This is a genomic window from Candidatus Poriferisodalis sp., from assembly GCF_965208485.1.
In the GTDB taxonomy this organism is placed as follows: domain Bacteria; phylum Actinomycetota; class Acidimicrobiia; order Acidimicrobiales; family Poriferisodalaceae; genus Poriferisodalis.
Map to the genome: position 1 here is coordinate 1119218 of NZ_OZ242344.1, position 23776 is coordinate 1142993.

The 23776-nt window shown below is 67.3% G+C and carries 20 protein-coding genes; 8 read left to right on the plus strand and 12 right to left on the minus strand.

All coding sequences use genetic code 11. The features are described 5' to 3' along the window. Window positions 1-7 precede the first annotated feature (7 nt). Window positions 8-3172, minus strand: coding sequence for a hypothetical protein (locus tag ACOGXQ_RS05045; protein ID WP_419946346.1), 3165 nt, complete (start codon window positions 3170-3172; stop codon window positions 8-10). Between the two features lie 351 nt (window positions 3173-3523). On the opposite strand from ACOGXQ_RS05045, the gene ACOGXQ_RS05050 reads away from it, so the two are divergent. From ACOGXQ_RS05050 to ACOGXQ_RS05065, 4 genes are all read left to right on the plus strand, one after another. Then, entirely contained in the window at window positions 3524-4039 is a 516-nt protein-coding gene (locus tag ACOGXQ_RS05050; RefSeq protein ID WP_419946347.1) for a DUF4190 domain-containing protein, read from the plus strand. 87 nt (window positions 4040-4126) lie between these two features. Continuing rightward, window positions 4127-4309, plus strand: a complete 183-nt coding sequence (locus ACOGXQ_RS05055; RefSeq protein WP_419946348.1) for a superinfection immunity protein — start codon at window positions 4127-4129, stop codon at window positions 4307-4309. Window positions 4310-4902: 593 nt separating this feature from the next. Next, complete coding sequence (locus ACOGXQ_RS05060; protein WP_419946349.1) at window positions 4903-6204, plus strand: hypothetical protein; 1302 nt, start codon at window positions 4903-4905, stop codon at window positions 6202-6204. A 71-nt stretch (window positions 6205-6275) separates the two neighbouring features. After that, the gene (locus ACOGXQ_RS05065) at window positions 6276-7208 is read left to right on the plus strand and encodes a hypothetical protein (protein ID WP_419946350.1); all 933 of its coding nucleotides are present in this window, start codon (window positions 6276-6278) and stop codon (window positions 7206-7208) included. 5 nt (window positions 7209-7213) lie between these two features. Here ACOGXQ_RS05065 and ACOGXQ_RS05070 read toward each other — a convergent pair whose 3' ends face one another. The 8 genes from ACOGXQ_RS05070 to ACOGXQ_RS05105 form a co-directional block, all read right to left on the minus strand. Next, entirely contained in the window at window positions 7214-8407 is a 1194-nt protein-coding gene (locus tag ACOGXQ_RS05070) for an ISL3 family transposase (protein ID WP_419946351.1), read from the minus strand. An 83-nt stretch (window positions 8408-8490) separates the two neighbouring features. Beyond that, window positions 8491-9183, minus strand: coding sequence for a hypothetical protein (locus ACOGXQ_RS05075; protein WP_419946352.1), 693 nt, complete (start codon window positions 9181-9183; stop codon window positions 8491-8493). Next, complete coding sequence (locus tag ACOGXQ_RS05080; protein WP_419946353.1) at window positions 9131-10423, minus strand: hypothetical protein; 1293 nt, start codon at window positions 10421-10423, stop codon at window positions 9131-9133. The genes ACOGXQ_RS05075 and ACOGXQ_RS05080 overlap by 53 nt, the downstream gene beginning before the upstream one ends. Before the next feature lie 9 nt (window positions 10424-10432). Then, window positions 10433-11164: a hypothetical protein gene (locus ACOGXQ_RS05085; protein ID WP_419946354.1), complete on the minus strand. Its 732-nt coding sequence runs from the start codon at window positions 11162-11164 to the stop codon at window positions 10433-10435. 135 nt (window positions 11165-11299) lie between these two features. Then, window positions 11300-12082, minus strand: coding sequence for an SDR family oxidoreductase (locus ACOGXQ_RS05090; protein ID WP_419946355.1), 783 nt, complete (start codon window positions 12080-12082; stop codon window positions 11300-11302). 70 nt (window positions 12083-12152) lie between these two features. Beyond that, window positions 12153-13403: an acyl-CoA dehydrogenase family protein gene (locus tag ACOGXQ_RS05095; protein WP_419946356.1), complete on the minus strand. Its 1251-nt coding sequence runs from the start codon at window positions 13401-13403 to the stop codon at window positions 12153-12155. 96 nt (window positions 13404-13499) lie between these two features. Beyond that, window positions 13500-13718 carry a hypothetical protein gene (locus tag ACOGXQ_RS05100; RefSeq protein WP_419946357.1) on the minus strand — a complete coding sequence of 73 codons (219 nt, stop codon included), beginning with the start codon at window positions 13716-13718 and terminating at the stop codon, window positions 13500-13502. Between the two features lie 11 nt (window positions 13719-13729). Beyond that, the gene (locus tag ACOGXQ_RS05105; RefSeq protein WP_419947457.1) at window positions 13730-13891 is read right to left on the minus strand and encodes a hypothetical protein; all 162 of its coding nucleotides are present in this window, start codon (window positions 13889-13891) and stop codon (window positions 13730-13732) included. A gap of 149 nt (window positions 13892-14040) precedes the next feature. On the opposite strand from ACOGXQ_RS05105, the gene ACOGXQ_RS05110 reads away from it, so the two are divergent. After that, window positions 14041-14826 (plus strand): SDR family NAD(P)-dependent oxidoreductase, encoded by a 786-nt coding sequence (locus ACOGXQ_RS05110; RefSeq protein WP_419946358.1) that lies wholly within the window; start codon window positions 14041-14043, stop codon window positions 14824-14826. A gap of 4 nt (window positions 14827-14830) precedes the next feature. Here ACOGXQ_RS05110 and ACOGXQ_RS05115 read toward each other — a convergent pair whose 3' ends face one another. Then, entirely contained in the window at window positions 14831-15241 is a 411-nt protein-coding gene (locus tag ACOGXQ_RS05115; RefSeq protein WP_419946359.1) for an acyl-CoA thioesterase, read from the minus strand. A gap of 99 nt (window positions 15242-15340) precedes the next feature. Between ACOGXQ_RS05115 and ACOGXQ_RS05120 the strand changes: the two genes are divergently transcribed. Beyond that, window positions 15341-16999 carry a Ppx/GppA phosphatase family protein gene (locus tag ACOGXQ_RS05120; RefSeq protein WP_419946360.1) on the plus strand — a complete coding sequence of 553 codons (1659 nt, stop codon included), beginning with the start codon at window positions 15341-15343 and terminating at the stop codon, window positions 16997-16999. Here ACOGXQ_RS05120 and ACOGXQ_RS05125 read toward each other — a convergent pair. Further along, complete coding sequence (locus tag ACOGXQ_RS05125) at window positions 16927-18993, minus strand: 5'-nucleotidase C-terminal domain-containing protein (RefSeq protein WP_419946361.1); 2067 nt, start codon at window positions 18991-18993, stop codon at window positions 16927-16929. The genes ACOGXQ_RS05120 and ACOGXQ_RS05125 overlap by 73 nt on opposite strands. 290 nt (window positions 18994-19283) lie before the next feature. Here ACOGXQ_RS05125 and ACOGXQ_RS05130 point away from each other — a divergent pair, with 290 nt between their 5' ends. Further along, the gene (locus ACOGXQ_RS05130) at window positions 19284-21611 is read left to right on the plus strand and encodes an MMPL family transporter (RefSeq protein WP_419946362.1); all 2328 of its coding nucleotides are present in this window, start codon (window positions 19284-19286) and stop codon (window positions 21609-21611) included. A gap of 240 nt (window positions 21612-21851) precedes the next feature. Here ACOGXQ_RS05130 and ACOGXQ_RS05135 read toward each other — a convergent pair whose 3' ends face one another. Next, the gene (locus ACOGXQ_RS05135; RefSeq protein ID WP_419946363.1) at window positions 21852-22904 is read right to left on the minus strand and encodes a hypothetical protein; all 1053 of its coding nucleotides are present in this window, start codon (window positions 22902-22904) and stop codon (window positions 21852-21854) included. Between the two features lie 49 nt (window positions 22905-22953). Here ACOGXQ_RS05135 and ACOGXQ_RS05140 point away from each other — a divergent pair, with 49 nt between their 5' ends. Beyond that, a complete protein-coding gene (locus ACOGXQ_RS05140; protein ID WP_419946364.1) occupies window positions 22954-23640 on the plus strand; it encodes a TlpA family protein disulfide reductase in 687 nt (228 codons plus the stop codon). The last annotated feature ends 136 nt before the right edge of the window (window positions 23641-23776 follow it).

The following is a 23776-nucleotide window of genomic DNA, read 5'->3' on the forward strand; positions in this document are numbered from 1 at the left end:
GCACATGTCAGCCTGCCTTTGCCAGTCCGTGTCCGATGAGCGCTGTGCGGAGGCGCCGGTATTCGGGCGTCGCAGCGAGGCCCGGTCCGACGCCGAGGAGTGCCTCTGAGTTGTCGGCGATGATCCGACGGACCCAGTCGCTGGGTGTGTGGCGCACGAGCAAATCGAGGATAGCGAGCTTGTCCGCGGTCAGCGGCTCGGCCATTGCCCGCTTGGCGACTTGTTCGTCCCAGCCGTACTGGCCCTTGGCCGCTTCGACGGTCTTTCTCGTGAGCTTGGTCCAGCGTGCGTCTTCGAGGGCGTCGACGATGGACATCCAGCCGAATGCGGCGAGAGACGATGCGGCAGTGGAATCGAGAAGCGTTTCCCACAGTTCGACGCCGACGGCGAGTTGGCCTTGGTCGACTTCCTCGTGACCGAGAAGTCCCGCGATCTGCCGGGCGGCTTCGGGGATCAGTTCGGTGTTCCGCTGCAGGAACTGTGCGACGGCTTCGATGCTGTAGGCGTCCCAGCCGTACAGCATCGCCACCAGGACGTGTCTCAGCGCTGATTCGCGCTGCCGTCTCGCTGCGTCGCGGATTCTGTCGGGGTAGGTCTCGCAGAGCCATCGGCTGGGTGCGTTGAGCCGCAGCACCGATTCGAAGGTGGCCTCGCCGAGGCCGCCGGGCGCGTCGCTGCCGATGATGCGTGCCATCGCGGCGTCTGTCCATTCGGGCAGCCAGTAGCGCAGCCAGCGGATGTGCGATGCGATCACGTTGCGGTGTTCGAGGCCGAGTTCGCCGCTCAGCCTGAGGCTGTGGTCCAGGAGCGGCTCAAGCTCGGGGCGCAGCGGCCTCGATGCCCGAAGCTCGGCGTCTGCGAATCGCACCGCCAGTTCCAGCGCGCGGGCGCTGGCTTGGGCGTCTGCCTGTGCCGACTGCTGGTCGTCTCTGCGCTCATCGCCGGACGACGTTCGGCGTCTCGCGGCGTCCTCGATCAGCTTCCATGCGTCGTCGGCTCGGCCACCAAATCGTGCTCCGGCTGCTGCGATCTTGCCGATCAGCTCGATGGCCGCTCGCCGTGTCTCTCTCCAGTCCGGCTCATAGTGATGCCCGCTGCGGCCCAGGCGCACGACCTCCCATGGTTCGGATGCCGCTAGTCCGGCTGCGTCAACAAGACGCGCTGCGACCGTCGCGGTGAAGTCCGTGGGCGTCTCAGCGGCCCTGAGATAGGCGCTGATGTAGGTGGGATGATGCAGCGCCCTGACAATGCCGACGGGGTCGGCGAGCCAATCCGCAGGGTTCTCGGCGACCAGCTTCTGCAGGACTCTGCCGAGGCCCCTGGCGCTGACATAGAAGTCGGCGGCGGCGAAACGCCACTGCGCGATAGCCGCGGCCGCATCCATCGGCGACATGTCGGCAAAATGCGGCTCGGCCACCGGGCTGCCAACTTGGCGCATTCGAGGCAGGTCACGCGTCAGCAGCTCCTCGCGGCTGACCTCCCCGAACTCGTCGCTGAGAACCTGACACGGGCCAGCCCACGCCCCGGCGAGCTTCTCCGGCAGGATCGGAACCCACGACGAGACCCGCCACGTATGTCGAGGCAGCGGCTCTCTGTCGTCGAGAGCGCGCCCCACCTCGGCGGCATCGGGGGCGTCGCCCATGGCGTCGAGCCAACTCGCTCTGAGCACGTCGCTGTCGCCGAGGGCCAATGCCCGCTCAACGAGCGCTACGTCGTCGCCGGTCGCTTCCCTCGTGGCAATCGCCGCGGCCACTTCTGCGGCGAGCGCGTCAGCGTCGACATCGGGAGCGTTGCCGAAGACCCATGCCCGCAACCGGGCGCGGGCCGGCTCGGGCACATCGTCGATGCACGCCAGCAGCGCCGAGGCCGGATGCCACTCCCAAGCTGCCCGGAGCATGCGCGTGAGACTTTCCAGCACCGCCGAAGCCCGCTCGCGCGGGAAGACCGTGTGCGCGTCGTCCATCGTTCCCGATGGAGTCGACCGAAGATCCCTGATCGCTATGTCGTCCTCGACCTGGCGCAGCTTGAGGCCGATTCGCCTGACCCGATCGAGCGCGTTGTCCTCGTCGACGCCGCTCGCGGCATGAGCCGCCAGGTCGTCAGCGGTATGGAGCAGATCCCAACTGGACATGTTGAGCAGTGCATCGGCGAACTCGATGACCATCGGATGCGCTGCCTCCAGACCGAGTGCGGCGTCGAGGCCCTCCAGCGCGATTCGCTCATCGGTCGGGTGCCTTTGCACAATCCGCAACAGCAGATCCAGCGCATCTGCGCCGATCCGGCGAGCCGCGTATGCGAAGCACCGGACGTGGGCTGGCTTGGCTGCATGCCGGGGGTGCATCTCCTCAAGCCACCGCACGACCTCGTCTCGGTGAGCATCGCTGACTCGGATCGCTGCGGTGCACGCAGCCCACCACAGGCTGCTGTCCGGCATCTCCAACGCGCCGGACTGCGCCAGCTTCCACAGCCAACCCGGCGCCTCCACTCGGCGGAGAAACGCCTGCAACTCGACCGGAGTGGTCAGGCGCCGCCGCAGATCGTCCAGGTCGTCGTCGCTCGGGGACTCGACGCCAGCGAGTTGCCGCAGCGGCTCCGGGTCGCGATCGTGCGCGAGAAAGAAGCGTTGCAGCAACTCTAGGGATGCGGACGACAGCCTCCGGGCCTCGTCCAGCGAGCAACCGTTATGCCCCGCGCTACTGCATGCGTCAAGCAAGCGCTGATACTCCCGCAGCGGAGCCGTACCCGACGACAGCGGCTCGGTGCCGGTCCGCTGCCTGAACAACGCCTTCAAGCGCTCCTGATTAACACTTCCCGGCTCGTCCAAGAACGCCCCCAGATCGTCGATACGCGAGAACAACTCCTGCCGGGCGATCCGGACCGTCTCCTCGTCAGAGGACTCCAACGCCCTCTCGTACTGAGCCTTCGCCTCGACGACCGCCCCCGACAGCGCATTCCGTCTGTTCTCGACGCTGATTTCGGACGTCTTCGCGATCTCGACGAGCACATCGCGAAGGCAGTACGCCACCAATGCACCATGCTGCGGAAGCGAATCCGGTTCGAGCCGCAGCAGCGCGTGCGCCGCCCTCAACGACTCGATAGCACGCCGCCCGCGCGCAGGGAACTCCTCTGTCAACTGGTCCGAGAGCGCAGCGTCAAGCTCAGGCAAATCCATCTGCCGATGATCTCACGAAGTCTGTGAATATCCAGTGGGGTTTTCTTGGCTTGGCGTCGTCCTCGAAACTCTCGCAATTGGCTCATGACTCAAGGCGCCAACCAAGACGCTCGTGCACCGGCTTCGATGTCGGCGGAGCACGCAATTGCCGCCTGATTCGTTGTTTGTGCCGCGTTCGGGCCGCGGCAGGAGCACCCGGCGGCTACCGTTGCGCTCGCCTTGAACGCAACGTCCTCTCGTGGGCGGAGCAACACAACTGACAAGCAGCGGGTCCCCCACCGGGGGTCCCTTCGGGTTCAGTTGTGTTTGCGTTCAAGGCGATCGTTGACCTGCTACCGGAGGGACCCACCCGTGAGCGAGACCCTTGACACTGAGACCCTCGACCGGCTTCGGGCCGCTCGTCGGGAATACGGCGAGCTAAGTCCGGCTGCGGCTCGACTGCGAGAACTGCTGCCGCCAAACAACCGCGAGGTGCGTCGGTCCCTTGCCCGCCTCGCAGACGAGCAAGGCCTCGCTGCAGCTCGCACGGGTCGTTCTGCGGCCGCCCCCACCGAGTTCAACGTCAGCGAGGAAGAGCTGACCCCGACTCAGCGTGCTGAGCTTGCGCACGCCCGCAGCCGAGCGACAACGTCGATGGTGCTGGGCATCATCGGCATCGTTCTCTTCGGGATCTTGGCGCTGTTCGCGGTGCCCATCGGGCACAAGTCCCGGAGGACCCTGAGCCGCTACCCGCTGCTGCGGGCGCGGTACGGCTGGACACGGGCCACGGCTGGGGTGGTGCTGGGCTGGATCGTGATCGGCGCCTGGGCGGTGATGTGGATCGTGTCGATCTGGCTGCGATGGGCAATCTGGCAGCTCTTCTCCTGACTCGAACCGTCAACGCAGCACTGCACGCCGCACCCCGACGCGGCGCCCGAGCCTGCTGAACCGAACCGCTAGCCAAAGGAGCCAACCGTGGAAGGCCTCATCGTTCTCATCGTCCTGGTCGGAATCCCGCTCTATTTCCTGCCGAGCATCATCGCCTTCAAGCGCGCACACCGGCAGCGAGTCGCGATCCTCACGCTGAACATCCTGCTCGGCTGGACGTTCTTGGGGTGGGTCGGGTCGCTGGTGTGGTCGCTCGCGCAGGACCGCTGATTCACGAGTGCCGTCCGAGGCCCACGTGGCTTCGCGGCGTATCCGGTCAGGCCGTTCCCGGCCAAGCAGGCAAGGACCGCTGCATCAGGGCCGCATTGCGCGCAGGAGCACCGCTCTGGCGTGTGGGCATGTCGGCGGGATGTGGCATCGGCCCCCCGAGGGCGCTCAGTGAATGGCCTGCTCACGCGCAGAAAATCACCGCTTGGCGCTGCGTCTGGCTGTCCCGGAGTTCCCGGAAACCCCACGACGCCTATTTCGGAGCTGCAGTACCGTCGATCGTCGAATCTGCGGGCACACGCGGCCGTTCATCAATCCCCTGATCAGCCCCCATTTGAGGGCAGATCAATCAAAAATACGGCCACTCTGACCGCGGGTTCATTGAGCCAATCACCTGCCGGGTGATTGTCCGAACCACAGGGGAATCACCTATGACTAATCGACCGCACAGACTCATTGCATCACTCGTCTCGGCTGCGACACTGATTGCCGCTTGCAGCAGCACTGATCCGGAGCCGCAGCCGGCGGCGCCAACGGTCGCGCCGGCCACATCGGCGCCGGAGACCACCGCAGCGCCTGCGACAACGACGACGGTGATGAGTGATTCCGGGTCGCCGACGACAACAATGACGACGGTCAGTGATACCGAGCCGCCGGTCACCGAACTCGCGACCGAGCGCTGGTCTGCCGCCTATGCGGACATCACGGCCGCCGGCGACGGGGTCCATGTGGGCCATGTCGGCATCGCGCGGCATTTCGACGGCGGTGATACCGATGTGTTTCCGGTCTCGGTGCGGGTCACGCTTCTGGGAGCGTGGGCGTCGTGTGTGATCGATCCCGCCTCGTGGCAAGGCGAAGTCTCTCCTTCTGAGCATCCCTATTTCGATGCACGCGAATGGAGTCTCCAGCTTGAGTCGGCAGAGATCACCCCCGATCCCGACGGCGACGCAGCGAGCGTGGCCATCGTCCACACGGTGGTATCCGGCGACGACACAGCAGCGCTGACGCTCACCGCTCAGACTGAGCCCGGCTGCGGGACAGCCGACGAAGCCGCACAGACCGGCGGCGAACAGGCGGCCGAGCAGTCAGCCGCGGCCGGTGACGATCAAGCGAAGGCCGGTGACGACATCGAAGGCAAGACCGGCGAACAGGGCGAGCAGGAGCCGATTACAACCGAGCCGGAGCCAGAGGAAGAGATCGGCTTGAAGGTCGTGGACGTGCAACTGCGTCGATGGAATCATCAGGCGCTGATCGACCTGCCGTTGTGGAGCCATTGTCCGCCCGAACAGTGGACATCGACACTGATCGCCCGTCTCGACCGCTATCTGGGAGTCTGGGACGGCTGGGACAGCGAAGTCGTGGAGCTAGAGGGCTACCACATTGCATCGGGATGGTGGACCGACGAGCAGTTGGACATGTGGCTGCCCGGTGCAGGCGTGACCGCGCAGATGGCGCGCGAGCACGCCAACTACCACCCGATCATGGACACCGTGGGGCTGTGGCCCGACACGATGGCACCGACCTCGATGAACGTCGAGGCGCCTGAGCATCTGCCGACGCTGAAAGCAGCGATGGAACACCGCGGCCATGACCCGCATGCCCCGCTGTCGGTGCTGCTGCGCGCAACCCGGGACGGCATCGCCGGCTCAGGCGCGTGGCCCGATGACGTTCATGTCGGTTTGCTGCTGACTGACTGGATGAGGTGGCGGTCCAGCCGGCCGCCGACGATCCACGAACCGGTGGCGTGGCCGCTGCGGTCGCTGTTCCAAGCTCGCGAATCCACGTGCGTGGGCGAGGCATTGATCGAGATGTGCGCGTCAGACGATACGCCCTCGCCGGTGCTCGCTTCGGACCATCCGATCGGGCGGGTGCTGCGCTCGCTCGCGTGCGGGGAGTAACGGAACGGAGAAGTTGATGAATGGAATCAGACCACCGACAGAAGGGAACACGACCGGATAGAACGAGCTGCATGCGTCGCTGGATCGCGAGCGCAACCGGAGCGGTTTGCCTGACGACGCTGCTGTGGGCGCAAGCCGCCACAGCCGCCACCAACCACGACGGAGACGGTGGAACCCAGATCGAGAACGTCGAGCAGGACTCTGACGGCAATGTTCAGGTGGAGACAAACATCGAGCATTCGGGCGAGCCGTACGAGGCCGAGGAGATCGCCGACCAGATCATCGAGAGCGACCACACACCGGGCTGCACCGACCCGAACGGATGCCGGGTGCAGGTGTTCAATGAGCAGGGCGAGATCATTCACTCGCAGCATGTGATGTGCCAGTACAACTGCAACTCCGGAGGGGGCGGCTACACGCCGCAGCAGACGCCCACCACCCCGCCACCGATCCCGTCTGCGCCGACCTTGGCGACGCCGTCTGTGGCTCTGTCATGCACGCAGTCGGGGTGGCAGGCCGAGTGGAACGAGTGGGCATCGACGTCGACCGTGGAGTACGACGCGGAGTGGGAGGCGCAGTGGCGGGCCGGCTCGGACCCCGCGGGCCTGTGGCGGCCCGAGACCCCGACCATCTCGGGCACAGCCGCCGTTGTCTCGGGCGGCCCCGAGCCGGGCGAGACGATCGAGGTGCAGGTGCGCGGCCGAGCGCAGCGCCGCCACGGCAACGCGATCGGCTGGTCGGGATGGTCGCCTCCGAGCGCATGGACCTCGTGGCGCACTGTCACCGACACGTGCCCGACTCGGCCGTTCCCCACTCCGACGGTGAGCGCGTGCCGCTCGGCCGGCGGCGTCGAGGTCACCTGGACGGTGCCGCCGGGCTTGTCGTGGCGTGTCGGCACCGGCTGGGTCCTGTGGACGGACGAGGTCAACGCGGTGGGCAACCTGATCGGCAACATGTCGAGCCTTCGCGTTTTTGTGGGATTCGGGTTGCTGGGTTCGGTTTGAGCAGGTTAGGTGACGAGGATGCCGCGGGCTTCGAAGTTGGCGTGGTTGGTGAGGCCGTGGGCTTGGCGTCGTAGGGCCTGGAGCAGGTTGTTGGTGCCTTCGATGCGGCCGTTGCTGGGCCGCCCGGCTTGGTGCCAGCCGAGGATCTGGTCATGCCAGGCGAGGAAGGTGTCAACGACACTGCTGAACTCGGGTATCTGGCCGGCGCCGTAGATGTCGGCGAACCGGTCGAGGGCTTCGAGGGCGCCTTTGCGGTCCTTCGCGAGATAGAGGCCGTGCAGCTCGCTGAGCGCGTCCCATGCTGCTTTGAGCCGAGGGTGGGCGGCGAACAGGTCCTCGAGCCGTTTGCGCTCGGCGCCGTCGAGGGTGTCGGGGCGTCTCATGAGCAGGAACCGTGCCCGGAACGCTGCGGGATCGAAGGCGGGCTTTGGGCCCTCGGGGCGGCGCTGGACGTCGCGGCGCACTGCGGTGAGCCCGGCTGCGAACCAGCGGATCACGTGGAACCGGTCCAGCACGTGGCGGGCGTGGCCGAGCCGCTTGGCGATCGCTGCGGCATAGGCCGCCGACCCGTCGGACACGACGATCTTGACGGCCTTGCACCAGCGGTGCCCCTGGGCGGCCAAGAACCCCGACAGGGCGGCTTCGCTGCGATGAGGCACCATGGCGAGCACCTTGCCGGTGTCGCCGTTCACGAGCACCGTGACGTAGCGGTGCCGTTTGCGGATCGAGGTCTCGTCGACCAAAAGCACCCGGCACCGCTGCCGGCGGCGATGCTCGCCCGCCAGGCCCGCACACGCGATCACCAGGCCCATCACGACATGCCAGCCCACCCGATGCCGACGCGCCGCCGCACGCACGGACATGTCACCGGCGTCGGCGACGACCCGGCGCGCCAGACGGGCCGTGAAGCGGCCCTCGAACGCCCGATGGTCCTCCAAGAACCGCCGGCCGCAGCCGTCGCATGCCATTCTGCGCCGGTCCCACACCAGCGTGGTCGGCCGGCCCGAGACCTCCAGGTCACGGACCCTCTTGGCTCGCCGGTCATGAACACGCCCGCTCTTCGCCCCGCAATGCGGGCACACCGGACGCGTCACCGTCGAGCGCACCCCCACCACCAGCTCCCCGGGCTCGTCGACGAGCACCCCGCTCACCTTGGTCTGCGACAGCCACAGCCGCACCGACATAACATCACTCGCCATCGAGGCCCCCTGAGGCTCGGCGTTGTCACGAACACCGATCCCAGCAGGGCCTCGACCCCTACAAACGGACCCTCAACCCACCCTCATCCCACGAAATCGCGAAGGGCCTGTTTGTGGTCTGGGTTTGTGAGAGTGGCGGCATGATCAGAGGGGGACGTGGGCGTGTTCGGCGCGCACGGGATTCCCTCGCCCGGTCTGAGCGATGTGGGGCCGAGCCCGCCCTGAGTCAATGTGACTGTTCGACCGTCGCCGTTTCCGGATCCGAAACTGCCTGACGGCGCATCCGCCTGCCCCAAGCGGTTGTCGCCCCAGCAGGTCGCGGTGCCGTCAGTGCGCAACCCGCACGAATGGCCCCACCCGGCGGACACGGCGCTGATAATGCCAAGGGTGTCGGCAAGTCCATTCTGGGACTCCGGGCCGTCGGATTGATCGTCGGAGGCGGGCGTGCCGTGGATCTTGGCGGTGGCGGTGGCTTGGCTAGTGAGGGTTTCGTAGCCTGCGTTGAGGTAGCCCCATAGTTCGGTGATGCTGCCGACCAGGAATGTGACGGGGCTGAGCAGCGTCTTGATGACCTTCGACGAGGTCGATTTGTGGATGACCGGCTGCAGGCATGCGAAGGTCTCGACGAAGGAGCGCCAGTGTTCGGCTTCGGTGCTTGGCGTGGTGCGTTCGTGCTCGAAGCAGTCTTCGACTTCATTGGTCAGGCTTTGCCATTGCGAGATGTCATCGGAGCCGATAGGAACACCGTAGATATCGGCGAGCAGGTCGACGCTCATGACGACCGTGTTGAGGTTCGCGGCGTAGCTGTCCAAGCTGGCTTCCAGTGTCAGCGAGGGGGTCAGCGAGCGCTGATCGGGGTATGCGAATCCAGTGGGTCGCGCTCGCGGGCAGCAATGGCGTGCCAACGTCGGGCAGGCCCGGCGTGTCGGAGTCATATGAGGCGTAGTGCCAAGCGGCTATCACTTCGCCGAGCCTCGGGCCGCCTTCGGTTTTCTCGATGCGGACGCGTCCAGGGTCGTCGCCGGTCGAGATGTTGATCTTCTTGTGGGTCGCCGGGTCGATTGCTGTGAACAGCATCGGATATAGGCGCTGCGCCGCCACCTTCAGCCTCAGGTCTTGGCTGCTGTCGGCGCTCACTGCCTCAGCGCACGCGGCCACCGGCGCGCCCCGCTCGGGCAGCTCAACGCCTGCCACCCAAGCGGGCTGCGTGTCGTCGCAGCTTGCATGGCCCGGAGCGAGCCGTTCGAACCATGCCGCCACGGTCTCGTTCAGAGCTTCCCAGCTCATCGCAACGGCCAGCTTCGTCGCCTCCCAGGCGGCCCGTGCTGCCACGAGCGCGGCTTCGCGCGTGACCGCGTAGGTGTTCACCACGAACGTGCGACCCTTCTCGACCACGTATATGACACCTGCACTGGTCCTGTCCCAGACGTACTTGGTAGCCGTCCTGATGCCCTCGATGCCCATGTCGACCGTGTTCACGATCGGTTCGACGATGACCTCACCGGCGGTGTCAACCGTGTCGAGAAAACCGCGGCCGACCTCGCGAATTCCCGAAACGGCCGCCGAGGCACCCCCGCGAATTCCTGACCCGATCGACCGAACTTTCTTTGTGAACCAATCCGACAGGTGGTGCACCTCAGCGGTGACGACCCCCCGTTCGGCATCGAACACGGCTCCGGGTTCAGGCAGCCAAACCCCGAGTTCCTCGTTGAACGACATCAGGAAGATGAAGTCGTCGTCTTGGACCTCGGCCATGTCGACAGGCAGCTCGATGGTGGCTGGCCACACAGGCTCCCCGGTCATCTCGAAACTCACCGCGCCATCGAAGGCTGACACGTTGCTGGCCTCGTCGACTCCAGCAGGCGAGGCAACAAGCGCCGCCGTGGGGCCGGTGCCCTGGGCTGAGACGATCGAGGCTCCCGCGAACTCGGCCCGCTCCACGACGGCGCGCCGAACACGCACCTCGTGGACATCCCCGCCCAGGCCCCCCACCTCGTAGGACAGCCTGGTCACCACTGCGCGCTGTTATAGACCCCACACCCCGCCGAGAGGCCTCCACTGGACCTCATAACCGGCTACCGGCGATCCCTCCAGCGCCTCGGTGGACGGCCACGACACCGACACCTGCCCGAGGTGCGGTGTCAGGGTCGCTTCGCCGGGCACGGCTGACAACTCGGCGCGAGACGCCGGTTCCAGATAGGACTCGATTGCGCCAGCGGTGATGGCGGCGTTGCCGCCGAAGACCGTGAACGTTGCAATGTCCCCGCCAGCGCGGATGTTGTCGAGGAACGCGGCGGTGGACCCGGGGACAGCTTCCCGTTCGCTGAGCACCAGCGGCGCGCAACGCTCGGAGAGCAACGGCGCAGCACTAAACCCAGATCCACCGGTGGGGTGGGGTGATTCACTCCCGACGCGGTCCAGTCGGCGCACACGACCCCACGCGAACGACCGGGCGAAGGTCCCCAGCGTGGACGGCGCCACCGGCGCGAACCCCACCACCGCCCCAGCCGAGCCCGCCCGCAGCCTGTCCGCGTCAGAAAAGAACGACCCGCCCACCAGCATCGAGCACACCGCCGCGAGCACCTTCGCGCCCGACCCGCGCCCAGCCCCCGGCGGGCGCACCGCCTCGCCGACCAGACCCTCCAAGCCCAGCCGGCCCACCAGCGTGCCCGCCAGCACCAGCCCCCCGTCGCCGACCACAGACCCGTCGTCGAACACAGCCCCGATCCGGTCCAAACCCCCAACTACAGTGCTCACAGAAAGCGCCTCCCGTCATGACATCACGCCGAACATCCACAAACGGCAAAACGCCACCTCAGGAGGCCTTTCTCGTGGACGCGCCACACCACCCACCCACATCACACCGGTGGATCAGGGCTAAGGCAGGCTGGCTCAGCCCTCTTCGAGCGGCAGCTCTCCGGAGATCTTCACGCATTCGCCGCCGTCAATGTCCATGACGTGACCGGTCATCCACGAGCCGGCAGCAGAGAGGAACAGCGCAGCCTCACCGATGTCGGACGGCTCGCCGAGCCGCCCGAGCGGCAGCTGGTCGGCGATCATCTGGCCGCGGGGTCCATCCCAGAGAACACGAGCGAAATCAGTGCGGATCAGTCCCGGCGCGATGCAGTTCACCCGCACCTTGGGCCCCATCTCCGCTGCGAGCTGGCGGGTCATGTGCATGAGCGCATCTTTGAACATGCAGTAGACGCCCAGCGCCTCGGACGTGTGATGCCCGCCCACTGAGGCGATGTTGATGACAGAGCCGCCGTGGGTGCCCATCCACTTGTCCCATGCGACCTGCGACCACTGCAGCGGTGCGCGCAGGTTCACCTCGTAGGTCTTGTCGAGCCGCGGGATGTCGCAATCCATCATCGGGCCTGCCCACGGGTTCGTCGCCGCGTTGTTGACCAGGATGTCCAGCGATCCGAAGCGCTCGATGGTCTCGCCCATCACCTGCTCGGCCTGATCGAGGTGGCCGATGTGCGCGGCGACGTAGCTCACCTCGCCGCTGGCGGTCTCGGCCAGGTCGGCCACTGCCGCCTCGCACTTGTCGGCCTTGCGGCTCGTGATCATCACGTTCGCGCCCGCATCGGCGAACGACTTCGCGATGCCCTTGCCGATGCCGGCCGAACCGCCGGTCACCAACGCGGTCTTGCCGTCCAGTCGCAGTTCCACGGTCAGTCTCCTTCAGTCGTGGGCGAGCGCGCGTGCGCGCGTGATACGTGCAGTTCGAGTGCTGCCTAGGTCAGTTCTTGCCGATCTGGTTCCACGGGCCGCCGTCGGCGCGCGGCTCACGCGGCAGCCCGAGCACCCGGTCGCCGATGATGTTGCGCTGGATCTCCGACGTGCCCGCGTAGATCGTGCCCGGCCGGGCGCCCATGAAGGTCTGCACCCACGCCAGCGACGAGAACTCGACACCGACCGCGTCAGTGTTGATGCCGTGCGCTGCGGGATGCCCGCTCGGCGCGGTCGCCTCCATGCCCAGCAGTTCCATCGACAGCTCGGTCACCCACTGGTGGTACTCGCTCCACAGCAGCTTGTGCAGCGACGACTCGGGCCCGGGTGCGTTGCCCGCCAGCACATTGGTGACGTTGCGCTGGCCCATCCACCGCATGATCTCCACCTTGGTGTGGGCCCGGGCGAGATCCTGGCGCGTGAGCGGATCGTCGGCGGCGCCCCGCTCCACGGCCTCAGCGGTGATCCGGTCGAGCTCGTCACGGAAGCGCAGCGCATCGGTGGTGGCACCGTGGCCGCGCTCGAATCCGAGCAGCACGTTGGCCACCCGCCAGCCGTCGTTCACGTCGCCGACCACGTTCTCCTTGGCTGTCTTGGCGTCGGTGAAGAACACCTCGTTGAAGTCGTGCCGGTTGTTGATGTTGATGATCGGGCGCATCTCGACGCCGGGCTGGTCCACCGGCACCAGCAGGAACGAGATGCCCCGGTGCTTCGCCTCGGTGGGGTTGGTGCGGCACAGCACGAAGATCCAGTTGGCGGTATGGCCGCTGGACGTCCAGATCTTCTGCCCGTTGATCACCCACTCGTCGCCGTCCAGCACCGCTCGGGTGCCCAGGTTGGCGAGGTCCGAGCCGCTGTCGGGCTCGCTGTAGCCCTGGCACCAGCGGTGCTCGCCCGAGATGATCCGGGGCAGGAAGTGGCGCTTCTGCTCTTCGGTGCCGCACTCGATGATGGCGTTGCCGACCATCGTGATGCTGAAGCCATCGTTGTTGCCGCCCGTGGGCACGCCGGCTTTGGCGAATTCCTCGGCCAGCACGATCCGCTCGACCTCGCTGAGCCCAGCGCCGCCGTACTCAACCGGCCAGGACACCGCGAGGAGCTGGTTCTCCGCCAACAGCGCACGCCACTCCTCAACGAAGGTCTCGCTGGCCTCGTCCGAGAGCCGGCCCATGCCGCCCCAGTTCTCCGGGAGGTGCTCGGCCAGGAATGCCTGGATCTTCTCCCGGTAGTCCTCGGCCTCGTCGGTATAGGTGGGATCCATGGTTGCGCTCCCCTGTTATCCGCCGCTGAGTCTGCCACGCGACCGGTTGCGCTGGCTCAGGGCCCATGACACTGTGCTGGTCGCTTCGGCACCGGCCTACGGCCGGTAGCCGAAGGAACTCGGCCCGGGCCGCAGGGTGCGACGGGCGAGGTCAACCCATTCGCACTGCACCGGACGGGTGTCACGGGGGTCGATGATCTCCTCGATCTCGAAGAACTCGGCGGAGCGGTGCGGCGATCGGACGCTGTTGAGCCGCTCCCGGATCTCCGTCAGCAGCTCGTCGGGGGTGTCGCTGTCCGAACCCAGAGCCAACAACACCGACGGCGCTACCGAGAGAGATGGTTGACCACGGTGTCCCAGCCGCGGATCTCTGGAATGTACGTGCGGCCGGCCATCTCGATCGACTTGACCGAGCCGCCGGCGGTCTTGCCGATCTCGTGAAACGAGCCCTTGTCCGCCATGGCGTCGATGCGCTCGCGCACGGTCATCTTGCCGAAGAAGTGCTGGCGGCATCCGCTCTGGCATCGATCAGCGCAGAGGACTCCTCCGCAGTCTGACCTCGGGTCCTCGCCGGAGCGTCGCTGCCGCACTGGGCGCTCGGAACATCGCCGTCGGTGCCGAGCCATATGGTGCGCGCATGGAATTGAGACTTGACGGTCGCACGGCGCTGATCACCGGAGGCAGCCGCGGCCTCGGCCGGGCGATGGCTGAGACGTTCGCTGCTGCCGGTGCCTCCGTGGCAGTGGTGGCACGCGATCAGGCCGTGCTCGACGAGACGCTCGCGGCGCTCGATGCGGCGAACCCAAATGTCGCTCACGCAGCGATCTCGGCCGATGTCCGCGTGGCCGACGAGATCAGCCGAGCTCACGCCGACGCAGTGGCGACCTGCGGGGCGATCGACATTCTCGTCAACAACTGCGGGACGTCCAACGCGCAGCCGTTCCTGGACATCACCGACGAGAGCTGGCAGGACGACTTCGACCTGAAGCTGTTCTCGGCGATACGCCTCTGCCGACTCTGCCTCCCCCACATGCGCAGCCAAGGCTGGGGTCGCATCCTCAACTCGCTGAACACTGAGGCCAAGTCCCCGAGAGCGCGGACGTGCCCGACCTCGGCGACCCGTGCCGCCGGCATGGCGATGACCAAGGCGCTCGCATCGGAGTTCGCCGCGGACGGCGTGCTGGTGAATGCACTCAGCACGGGCTTGCTGGTGACCCATCAGTGGCAGGCCCGCTGGGAGCGCACCGTGGCCGACCAGTCGTTCGAGGAGTACACCGCCGCGGTCGGGGAGCGCATTCCCCTCGGCCGCATGGGCGACGCCCAGGAATTCGCCAACCTCGCCCTGTTCCTCGCCAGCGACGCAGCCAGCTACATCACCGGCACCGCCATCAATGTCGATGGGGGATATTCCCCCGTCGTCTGAAGCTCTAGCCGGGGGCGAGTGCGTCGAACCGGTTCATCAGGCCGGGCGGCGGCCGACGGGGCTTGCCGCTGTTGTCGCAGATGGCTGCGGTCAATTGACCCTCCACCAGCACAATGTCGTCAGATTCGCGGATGATCCGCTGCTGCCACCGTGTGCTCGCGCGACGGCGCTCGACCAGCTCGGTCTCGACACGCAGCGTGTCTCGAGCGGTCGCGGGAACCCGGAAACGCACCTCCAAGTTCGTCACCACAATCTGGACGTCCTGATCCGACAAGTCCGGCAACGCGAGATCGGCGGATTCCAGCGCCAGGCAGCGGGCGGCCTCGAAGTACGACACATACACCGCGTGGTTGACGTGGTTGTACGGATCCAGCTCGCCGAATCGGGGCACGACTTGGGTCGCGTGCGTCGCCATCGGCGGAACGCTAGTGGGGCATCATGGCGGGCCGGCTGAGCCCATCTGCTGAGCCGACATCATTTGGGCCGCTCAGTGCTCCCTCTAGCGTTGCGGTGCGTGAGCGTCATCGCAGCGATCGACGTGGGCACGAATTCGTTCCATCTCGTGGTCGCCGACGTCGACGACGAGGGCCATTTCGAGGTATTGACACGAGAACGCGAGCCGGTGCGGCTCGGCTCAGGCGGCGAGGACATGAAGGTGCTCGCACCCGAAGCCATCGAGCGTGGCATCTCGGCGCTCGGCCGGATGCAGCGAATCGCCGTCCACGCAGGTGCGCAGAGCATCACCGCGGTCGCCACAAGCGCGGTACGCGAGGCCGCCAATCGCGACGAACTCACCGAGCGGGCCCGCGTCCGAGCCGGTGTGGACATCGAGGTGGTGTCCGGTGTCGAGGAGGCCCGGCTCATCCACCTCGGCGTTCTGGCAGCGGTGCCGCTGCTGGACAAGCGCCACCTGCTCGTCGACATCGGCGGCGGCTCCACCGAGTTCGTCATCGCTGACGGGTCCGAGCCGCTGCTGCTGCGCAGCCTCAAGCTGGGCTCGATCCGGCTGACCGATCGCTTCTTCCCCGAGGGCCGCACGCGCAAGCGCTCGGTGCGCGAGTGCCGCAACCACATCAGATCGTTCCTCGGGCATCTGCCTGCCGAGATCACAGCGCTCGGCTTCGAGACCGCAGTCGGCTCGTCGGGAACCATCACCGCGCTGGCACGCATGTGCGCCATCCGGCGCGGCGACCGCGACAGCCGTACCGGCAGGCTGTCGTTCACAGCGAAGGAACTCCGCAAGCTCACTGAGGACTTGTGGGCTGCCAAGACGCCCGAGGATCGGCTTGCCGTCGAAGGACTGGATGTACGCAGGGCCGACATCATCGTGGGCGGCGCGCTCCTGCTGGAGGAGACCTTCGATCTGCTGGGCATCAACCGCATGGAGGTGTCCGACTACGCATTGCGCGAGGGCATCTTGTTCGAGCAACTGCGCCGGGCCACAGCACCGGGAGGCGATCCGTTCCACCGCCTCGAGGACCTGCGGCGCTCAGGCGTGATGTACGTGGCCAACAGCTTCCACGAGGACCTGCGTCACGCAGAGCACATCACCGATCTGGCGCTCGAACTGTTCGACGGCCTGTGCCCGCTGCACGGCTTCGGCGACGAGGACCGGGAACTGTTCGAGGCGGCCTCATTGCTGCACAACGTGGGCATCTTCATCTCCCACAGCGCCCACCACCGCCACAGCTACTACATCATTCGCAACAGCGAGCACCTCACCGGCTTCACCGAGCGAGAGATCGAGATCATCGCCCAAGTCGCCCGCTACCACCGAAAAAGCGCCCCCAAGTCCAAGCACGCCGAGTTTGCGTCGCTGGATTCGGCCGACCAGAACAGGGTGCGGTGGATGGCGGCCATGCTGCGGGTCGCCATCGGCCTGGACCGCTCGAATCGTCAGGTGGTGACCCGCGTGCGGGTGGCAGACGACGAGTCGCCGCCAAGGCAGAACGGCGAACTCCGCCTGATGGCGCGCGTCTCACCCGGCGCCGACACCTCAGTGGAGTTGTTCACCGCCCAGAACCGCAGCGACCTGCTCGAGGCGATCAGCGGGCGAAGCGTGGTGCTCGAACCTGAAGTCGGCGTGACCGGCAGGCCGATTCACCCCACCAACGGGATGCGCAGCACCCAGCCGACCAAGATCAAGTCCGGGTTGGCAAGCGCTCCGCCGTAGGCCTGCGCGCGGCCCTTGCTGGCCTCGAAGATCTCCGGCCAGCGGCGGCTGCTCCCGAGATGCGCCGCAGCGATCTTCTTGAGCGTGTCACCAGGGCGCACGGTGTAGGGCAGGAAATCGCTCCCGGCAGCATCGCCGCTGTCGGGCATCTCGTCGTCGGCCCCGTCTTCTGGGCCGTCTTGGGCCGGCAGTGCCAAGACCCGGCTGCCGCCGTCGACCGGATACTGCTCGGCCGTGATCGCGCCGCCGAGATCCTCGGCGATGTAGTCCGCGAGGGCCTGCTGGTACGTCGCGCCGAGACGGGTGAAGGCGAGATCTCTCAGCGGATAGCAGTCTCCCCCGCCTGCGAGGAAGTCGACCGTCGCCAACGCCAACGGATCGCCCTCCACAACCTCGCCGTCGCGGACGATCTCGGTGCCGTCATCCAGGGTGACGCTGCGCAGCCGCGTGCCGACGGGATCGATCAGCCCGCAGTCGCCGTCGCGATCGATTCCCTGGCCCACGCCGTCCGGGTCGTAGGCCACCGTCATGCCCGAGACGTGCGGGAACTGGCCCGACGCGCCCGGCAGCGCACTCAGCGCCCGTTCGAGCAGCTCCGCCAGCGTGGCACGAGACACCGAGCCGGTCACCAGCACGTTGTTGAACGGTGCGATGTCCCAGGTGGCGCCCACGGTCACCGTGCCCGCAGCGATGACTGAGTCGTTGCGCAGCCCGCCGCCGTTCGTGACGGCGACCTGCGGCGCAGGCACGCCGAAGCCCGGGGCGAGGTGCCGGCCTCGCACCCGCAGCGCGTCCGCCATCAGGCTGCCGACGTTGGTCGACTGAGTGCGCAAGACCGGCTTGCGGCCTTCGAGGCCGACGTCGCTCGTGCCGATCTGGGTGGCCCCGATCAGCTCCACCTCGGCCGTCAGCGGTTCCACTGCCGTCGTCTGCACCGTCGCATCGGGATCGCGGTCGAGCGCGACGCCGATCGAGGCACCCGCCGCAGCGGTGACGTTCCCGTCGGCGTCGAAGGTCACCTCCAGCTTGCCGATGCAGCGGTAGCCGCCCGGTGCGGTGACCACCGGCACCCGGCTGCCGGCCGCGTCATCGACCCACATCGGATACGGCGAGACCGGCGCTTCGCCCGCTTGGCAGGTGTCGCCCGGGTTCGCCAGCAGGTCGTCGCCGCCGCCTGCGATCACGACATCCACGCCGGTGAGCTCGGCAACGAGCGCCACCTCTTCGTCCACGGCCTGCAGGTGGCTGACGAGGATGATCTTGTCGACGCCGTCCGCCCCGAGCCGGTCGGCCTCGCCCTGCACGGCCTCGAGCACGGCGCTCACCATCACGTTGCGCGGACTCGAGATGTTGGCCAGCCGTGGGGTGACCGCACCGATGACGCCGATGCGCTCACCGCCGGTCTCGATCACCGTCGACGGCGCCACCAGTCCACGCTCGGCCAGCGCAGCCAAGGCAGGCTCGGCCGAGACGCCGATGTTCGCGCTCAGGAACGGGATCGACGGATCGAACCCCTCGATGAATCGAGCCGTCACATCGGGACCGAAGTCGAAGTCGTGGTTGCCCAGCGCCATCGCGTCGTAGACACCGCTCAGCGCGATCGAGTCGTACATGGGACCCTCACGGCCGAGCGACACGCTCAACACCAGCGAGGCGAGGAAGTTGTCGCCAGAGGTCAGCGTCACCACGGGTCCGGCGTCGGCGGCCGCTGCCTGCAGCTCACGCATCGCTGCGACGAACCTCGCGACACCCGGGAATCCCGACTCGACATCCGCGAGCAGCTTCGATTCCCCGTCGTTGTTGTGCAGGATCGTCACCGTGACCGAATCCGCTGAGATGAGCGTCGGCTGAGCACCCTCTTCATCGGCCTGGGCACCCGACGGCACCGCTGCCAGCGGGATCGCCAGCAGCACGGCGAGGGCCGCCGATGCCCATCGGCCAAGACCGACTCGGCGCCGACGCCTTCCTGCGTTGTTCGACTCGCTCACAGCCACCTGCTGCCTCCTCGGCTCACCCGTCGCAATATGTCGCGCCGCACAGTGTCGCGGCACGGTGTGACAGAGTATTCACGGGCAGGAAACGTATAGGGGGAACGCTGATGGCGCGCTCCGTTCGTCGTCGCCTGGACCGCCCGGCGCACTCGAGCGCACAGCATCCGGGCGTGCGCCGCGCAACCCGATGCGACGGTAGCGTGCCCGGCTGATCCTCTCCGAGCGCTCTGTGCCGGGAACCAGATACCACGCTGGGCCGCGGCGACGCTCGCCGGCACGAAAGGATGCCGCCGATGTACACCGCACTCGGCAAGTGGTGCTTCCGGAACCCATGGCGCGTCTTCGCTGGGTGGCTGGCACTCGCCGTCGCTGCCGCGCTGCTCGCGGGACTCGTAGGACCGTCGTTCGGTGCGGCGCTGAGCACTCCCGATTCCGAGAGCGACCGCGCCGGCGATGTGCTGCACGCACACTTCGGCGACATTGGCGCCAACATCGGCGGCTCGATTGTGGTCAAGTCCAGCTCTGGTGTGGACAATCCCGCCGTGCGATCGACACTCACCGAGTTGTTCGCCACCGTCGACGCCATCGACGAAGTGACGGTCAACTCGCCGTACGACCCCGGTGGCCGCCAATTCGTCGCGCAGCAAGGTCCGTATGCGGGTCAGATCGCCGTCGCCGAGGTCCAGATCAGCCGCTCGTTCAATGTCGACGAAGCGGGCAGTCTCGGCGAGCACATCAGCGAGCTCATCGACCGCAGCGGCGTGCGCGAGATACCCGGCGTCCAGGTGGAGGTCGGCGGTGCATGGCTCTCGGGCCAGGAGCCTCCCGAGACCGAGGCCATTGGGCTCGCCTTTGCCGTGTTCGTGCTGATAGCGGCCGTCGGATCGGTCGTCGCCATGGGCGTGACCGTCGGCACGGCGCTCATCGGCGTCGGCATCGGCGCGCTCACCATCACGATCCTCAGCAACGTGGCAACCGTGCCCGACGTCGCCCCGACGCTCGGGGTCATGATCGGTCTCGGGGTGGGCATCGACTACGCACTGATCATCCTCAACCGCTACCGAGAGTGGGTTCGGAGCGGATTCGGACCGCTCGACGCTGTGGGTGCGGCGCTGGATTCTGCGGGCCGTTCGGTGGTCTTCGCCGGTGCGACCGTGGTGGTGTCGCTGCTGGGTCTGCTGCTCATGGGGTTGCCCTTCGTCGCCGGAATGGGGCTCTCTGCGGCAATCACCGTCGCCATCGTGATGGCGGGGTCGATGACCCTGCTGCCGGCCGTGCTGGGAGTGATGAGAAACCGGATGACGACCACCAGGGTCCGCGGCATGCTCGCCGCGGCGCTGGTGGCGGTGGCGCTGCTGGGCTTCGGCATCGGCATCGGTCCGCTGCTGGCCGGGCTGCCCGCAGCCGCTGCAGTGCTCTTGGCGGGGGCCTTCGGCGGGCCGCGCAACCCACTGAGGCGAATCCTGCACCACCGCCAGCCCAAGCCATTGCGCGCCACCGCTTGGTACCGGCTCAGCCGGGTCGTACAGCGCCGAGCCTGGCTGTTCGCGCTCGGCGGCACCGTCGTGCTGGTCCTGATGGCCGCCCCCGTCTTCGCGTTGCGCCTCGGGTTCTCCGACGAGGGCAACTTCCCGCCCGACAGCACAACCCGCAAGGCCTACGACCTCATCGCCGACGGCTTCGGCCCGGGAGCGAACGGGCCGCTCTTGATCGTCGCCGAGACGTCAGGCAACCAGGACCTCCTCGCGCTCTTGGAGCTGACCGAGACGCTGAACCGGACCGATGGCGTCGTGGCGGCCTCTCCCCCGTTCCCGAGTCCCGATGGCCAGGCGGCGATGATCCGGGTGCTGCCCGCAACCGGTCCCCAGGACGCCGAAACCGAGACACTCGTCCACACGCTGCGCAGCCAGGTCATCCCGACTGCGCTGGACGGCACCGGCGTCGATGCGCTGGTGGGCGGCACCGTGGCATTCCAGATCGACTTCAGCGACTACCTCGCCGGACGCATGCAGATTTTCTTCGGAGCGGTCCTCGGGGCCTCATTCCTGCTGCTGATGGCCGTGTTCCGCTCGCTGGTGGTTCCGCTCAAGGCTGTCGTCATGAACATGCTGTCCATCGGCGCGTCCTACGGCGTGCTCGTGGCTGTCTTCCAGTGGGGCTGGTTCGGCAGCCTGCTCGGCATCCAGCCGGCGCCGATCGAGCCGTTCATCCCGATGATGCTGTTCGCGGTGCTGTTCGGGCTGTCGATGGACTACGAAGTCTTCCTGCTGTCACGCATGAAGGAGGAGTACGAGCGCACCGGCGACCCGGTCAACTCCGTCGCCGACGGGCTGGCTGCGACCGCCAGGGTCATCACCGCGGCCGCGGCGATCATGATCGTCGTCTTCGGCAGCTTCGTCTTGGAGGAGGAACGGGTCGTCAAGCTGTTCGGCCTGGGCCTCGCCACGGCAATCGCCATCGACGCCACCCTCGTGCGGATGCTGATCGTGCCGTCCACGATGGAGTTGCTCGGCGTCCGCAACTGGTGGCTGCCGGCTTGGCTCGACCGCATCATCCCCAACCTGCGCGTCGAAGGCGAATTGCCTGATGCCGCGGCAAGCCGGTCTCCCGACGACGCCTGAAGCGTCCGGACAGCGGGCGGTGAGCTGCCGTTGGATGATGTCGTGAAGAGTCGCCTCAGCATCGCCGACCACAGGCATGAGCATCCGGCGAGGCGAAGGTGCCGCCGACAGAGCTTCCACGCGAGTCCGCAGCCTCCGTCAGCATCGGACGAGCATGCCGCCCCGAGCCGCCGGCCAGCCGGTCCCGCTCGTGAGCCGGCTGCACGTCGCTCGGCGCCGGCTCTGAGGAGTCATGAGGAGTCATCCGAGTGGCCGGCCAAAGGGCAGCTCGTCCTGCCATGTCCGCAGGAAGGCCTCGGCCCGGTAGCAGGCAGCCATGAATGGGCCGTCGTCATGGCCGAGGGTCTCGGACATGACAGCGTTCACGGCGTCCGCAGTGGCCGAACGCAGGCCGCTGTGCGTGAGCGCCGCGTCGGCCCACCAGCCCAACGCCGGCCCCGCCGCAACAACGAAGTCAGCAACGACTGGCACGCCCGCCGCCCGCAGCACGGCCAGCGCCTTGGAAGACACAGCCGCTGCTGAGAACGCGACGACGGGCGTGGCACCCGCCATCGACGCGCCCTCGCCGGACATAGCGCCGGGCTTCGAGCCGCAGAACAGCACGTCGACGTCGTCCTTCCAGACCGTCCACGGCTTGGCGGGCTCGCCGTTGGGCGACAGCGACGCCACGCACCTCTCGCCGTCCGCCAGCCAGGCCTCCGCGAGCGCCGTCGGGTCGAGCCGGTCGCCATCAGTCTGAGTGCCAGCGCAGCCCTGCGCGGTGGCGATCCGGACGATCTTGGCCCCGGCCGCCGCAGCTTCGCGAGCTATGCCCACACCGGCCGGCCCGAATCCCTCGATGGCGACGCGCTTGCCGTCGAGGCCGCCGAGCAGGCTGGCCGCCGCCGCCGCCGCGCCGACGCCGATGAGCTCGTCGTTGAGCGAGATGCCGTCGCGGTCGTCGTTGCCGATCAGATTGCGCTGGTCGTGAGCCAGCACCGGTGCAAGCAACTCGGTGTTCAGCCGCAAGCCCGGACTGGTGGAGAGCCGACCGGATCTGAAGTCGTCAGCGAGCTCGCCTGCCAGAGCATCGACCGCTGCGGCGGCCTCGGACGGGTCAGATTTCAGGCCGACGCCGGCACCGCTGCGCCGCTGTTCGAGCATGGCGAACACATAGGTGACATGTCGGACCAGCATCGTCGCATTGCCAGGAATGAGCCTGCTGCCGAGGCGGGTCTCCCCGACGTAGTGCTGGGCGTCGGGCAGGTCATAGATCACGAAGCCGGGTGTCGATTCGAGCTGGCGGGTCTCCACAGGCCAAGTCTGCCAGCCGCGCTCGCCGGTGTGTCTAGCCTTGTGGCTCGTGCGACGAGCAGTAATCGGGGCAATCCTCCTGTGTTCCGCGGGGTTCCCTGCGGCCTGCGGCGGCGATGAGACGACGGCGGCCACCAGCGCACCCGACAGCGCGGTTGTGACTGCCGCCGACCCAGCAGCCACCACAGCAGCCGAGTCGGCGACCACTGCCTCCTCCACCGTCGCAGCACCGCGCCCAACCGAAGTGATCGGCGCTGCGCTGCCCCGCTTCGAGCAACCGGAGGGCGACCCGGCCGTCGGCCGGACACCTCCGGTGGTTGTGGGCGCTGATCTGCTCACGGGCGACGTGGTGCAGATCACCCCCCGAGGACGTCCGGTGGTCGTTGCGTTCTATGCCCACTGGTGCCCGCATTGCCAAGCCGAGGTGGCCGAGCTCACGGGCTGGATGGAATCCAACGAGCTGCCCGCCGGCGTGGATTTCTATGCTGTGTCGGTCCTCGAGGACGCCACGCGGGGCAATCATCCCCCGGAGAAATGGTTGCGTGAGGAAGGCTGGCAGCATCCCGTAGTTGCCGACACCCCGGCGCGTTCCGTCGTCGATGCCTTCGGCTTGCAGTCCGTGCCCTATCTCGTGGCGATCGACGCGAACAACGCAGTCGTCCTGCGGTACGCCGGCAACCTCGGCCCCGACCGGCTCGCGGATTTCTTCGCCGAACTGCTCGAGTCCGCCACCTGACCCAGCACCGCGGATCCCGGCGAGCCGGTGCCTCAGTTCGCACTTGTCGAGACCGGATCTCGCGACCGTGACGATGAGGATGCCACCCTCTTGCTCATGGCCGAGGGCGATGCTGCGCCGCGCCGCTCCCTCAAGC

Coding starts and splice junctions, on each gene's coding strand:
- ACOGXQ_RS05045 (WP_419946346.1), bottom strand. CDS start 3,172: ATGGATTTGCCTGAGCTTGACGCTGCGCTCTCGGACCAGTTGACAGAG.
- ACOGXQ_RS05060 (WP_419946349.1), top strand. CDS start 4,903: ATGAGTGATTCCGGGTCGCCGACGACAACAATGACGACGGTCAGTGAT.
- ACOGXQ_RS05065 (WP_419946350.1), top strand. CDS start 6,276: ATGCGTCGCTGGATCGCGAGCGCAACCGGAGCGGTTTGCCTGACGACG.
- ACOGXQ_RS05070 (WP_419946351.1), bottom strand. CDS start 8,407: ATGGCGAGTGATGTTATGTCGGTGCGGCTGTGGCTGTCGCAGACCAAG.
- ACOGXQ_RS05075 (WP_419946352.1), bottom strand. CDS start 9,183: ATGAGCGTCGACCTGCTCGCCGATATCTACGGTGTTCCTATCGGCTCC.
- ACOGXQ_RS05095 (WP_419946356.1), bottom strand. CDS start 13,403: ATGGATCCCACCTATACCGACGAGGCCGAGGACTACCGGGAGAAGATC.
- ACOGXQ_RS05105 (WP_419947457.1), bottom strand. CDS start 13,891: ATGACCGTGCGCGAGCGCATCGACGCCATGGCGGACAAGGGCTCGTTT.
- ACOGXQ_RS05110 (WP_419946358.1), top strand. CDS start 14,041: ATGGAATTGAGACTTGACGGTCGCACGGCGCTGATCACCGGAGGCAGC.
- ACOGXQ_RS05115 (WP_419946359.1), bottom strand. CDS start 15,241: ATGGCGACGCACGCGACCCAAGTCGTGCCCCGATTCGGCGAGCTGGAT.
- ACOGXQ_RS05130 (WP_419946362.1), top strand. CDS start 19,284: ATGTACACCGCACTCGGCAAGTGGTGCTTCCGGAACCCATGGCGCGTC.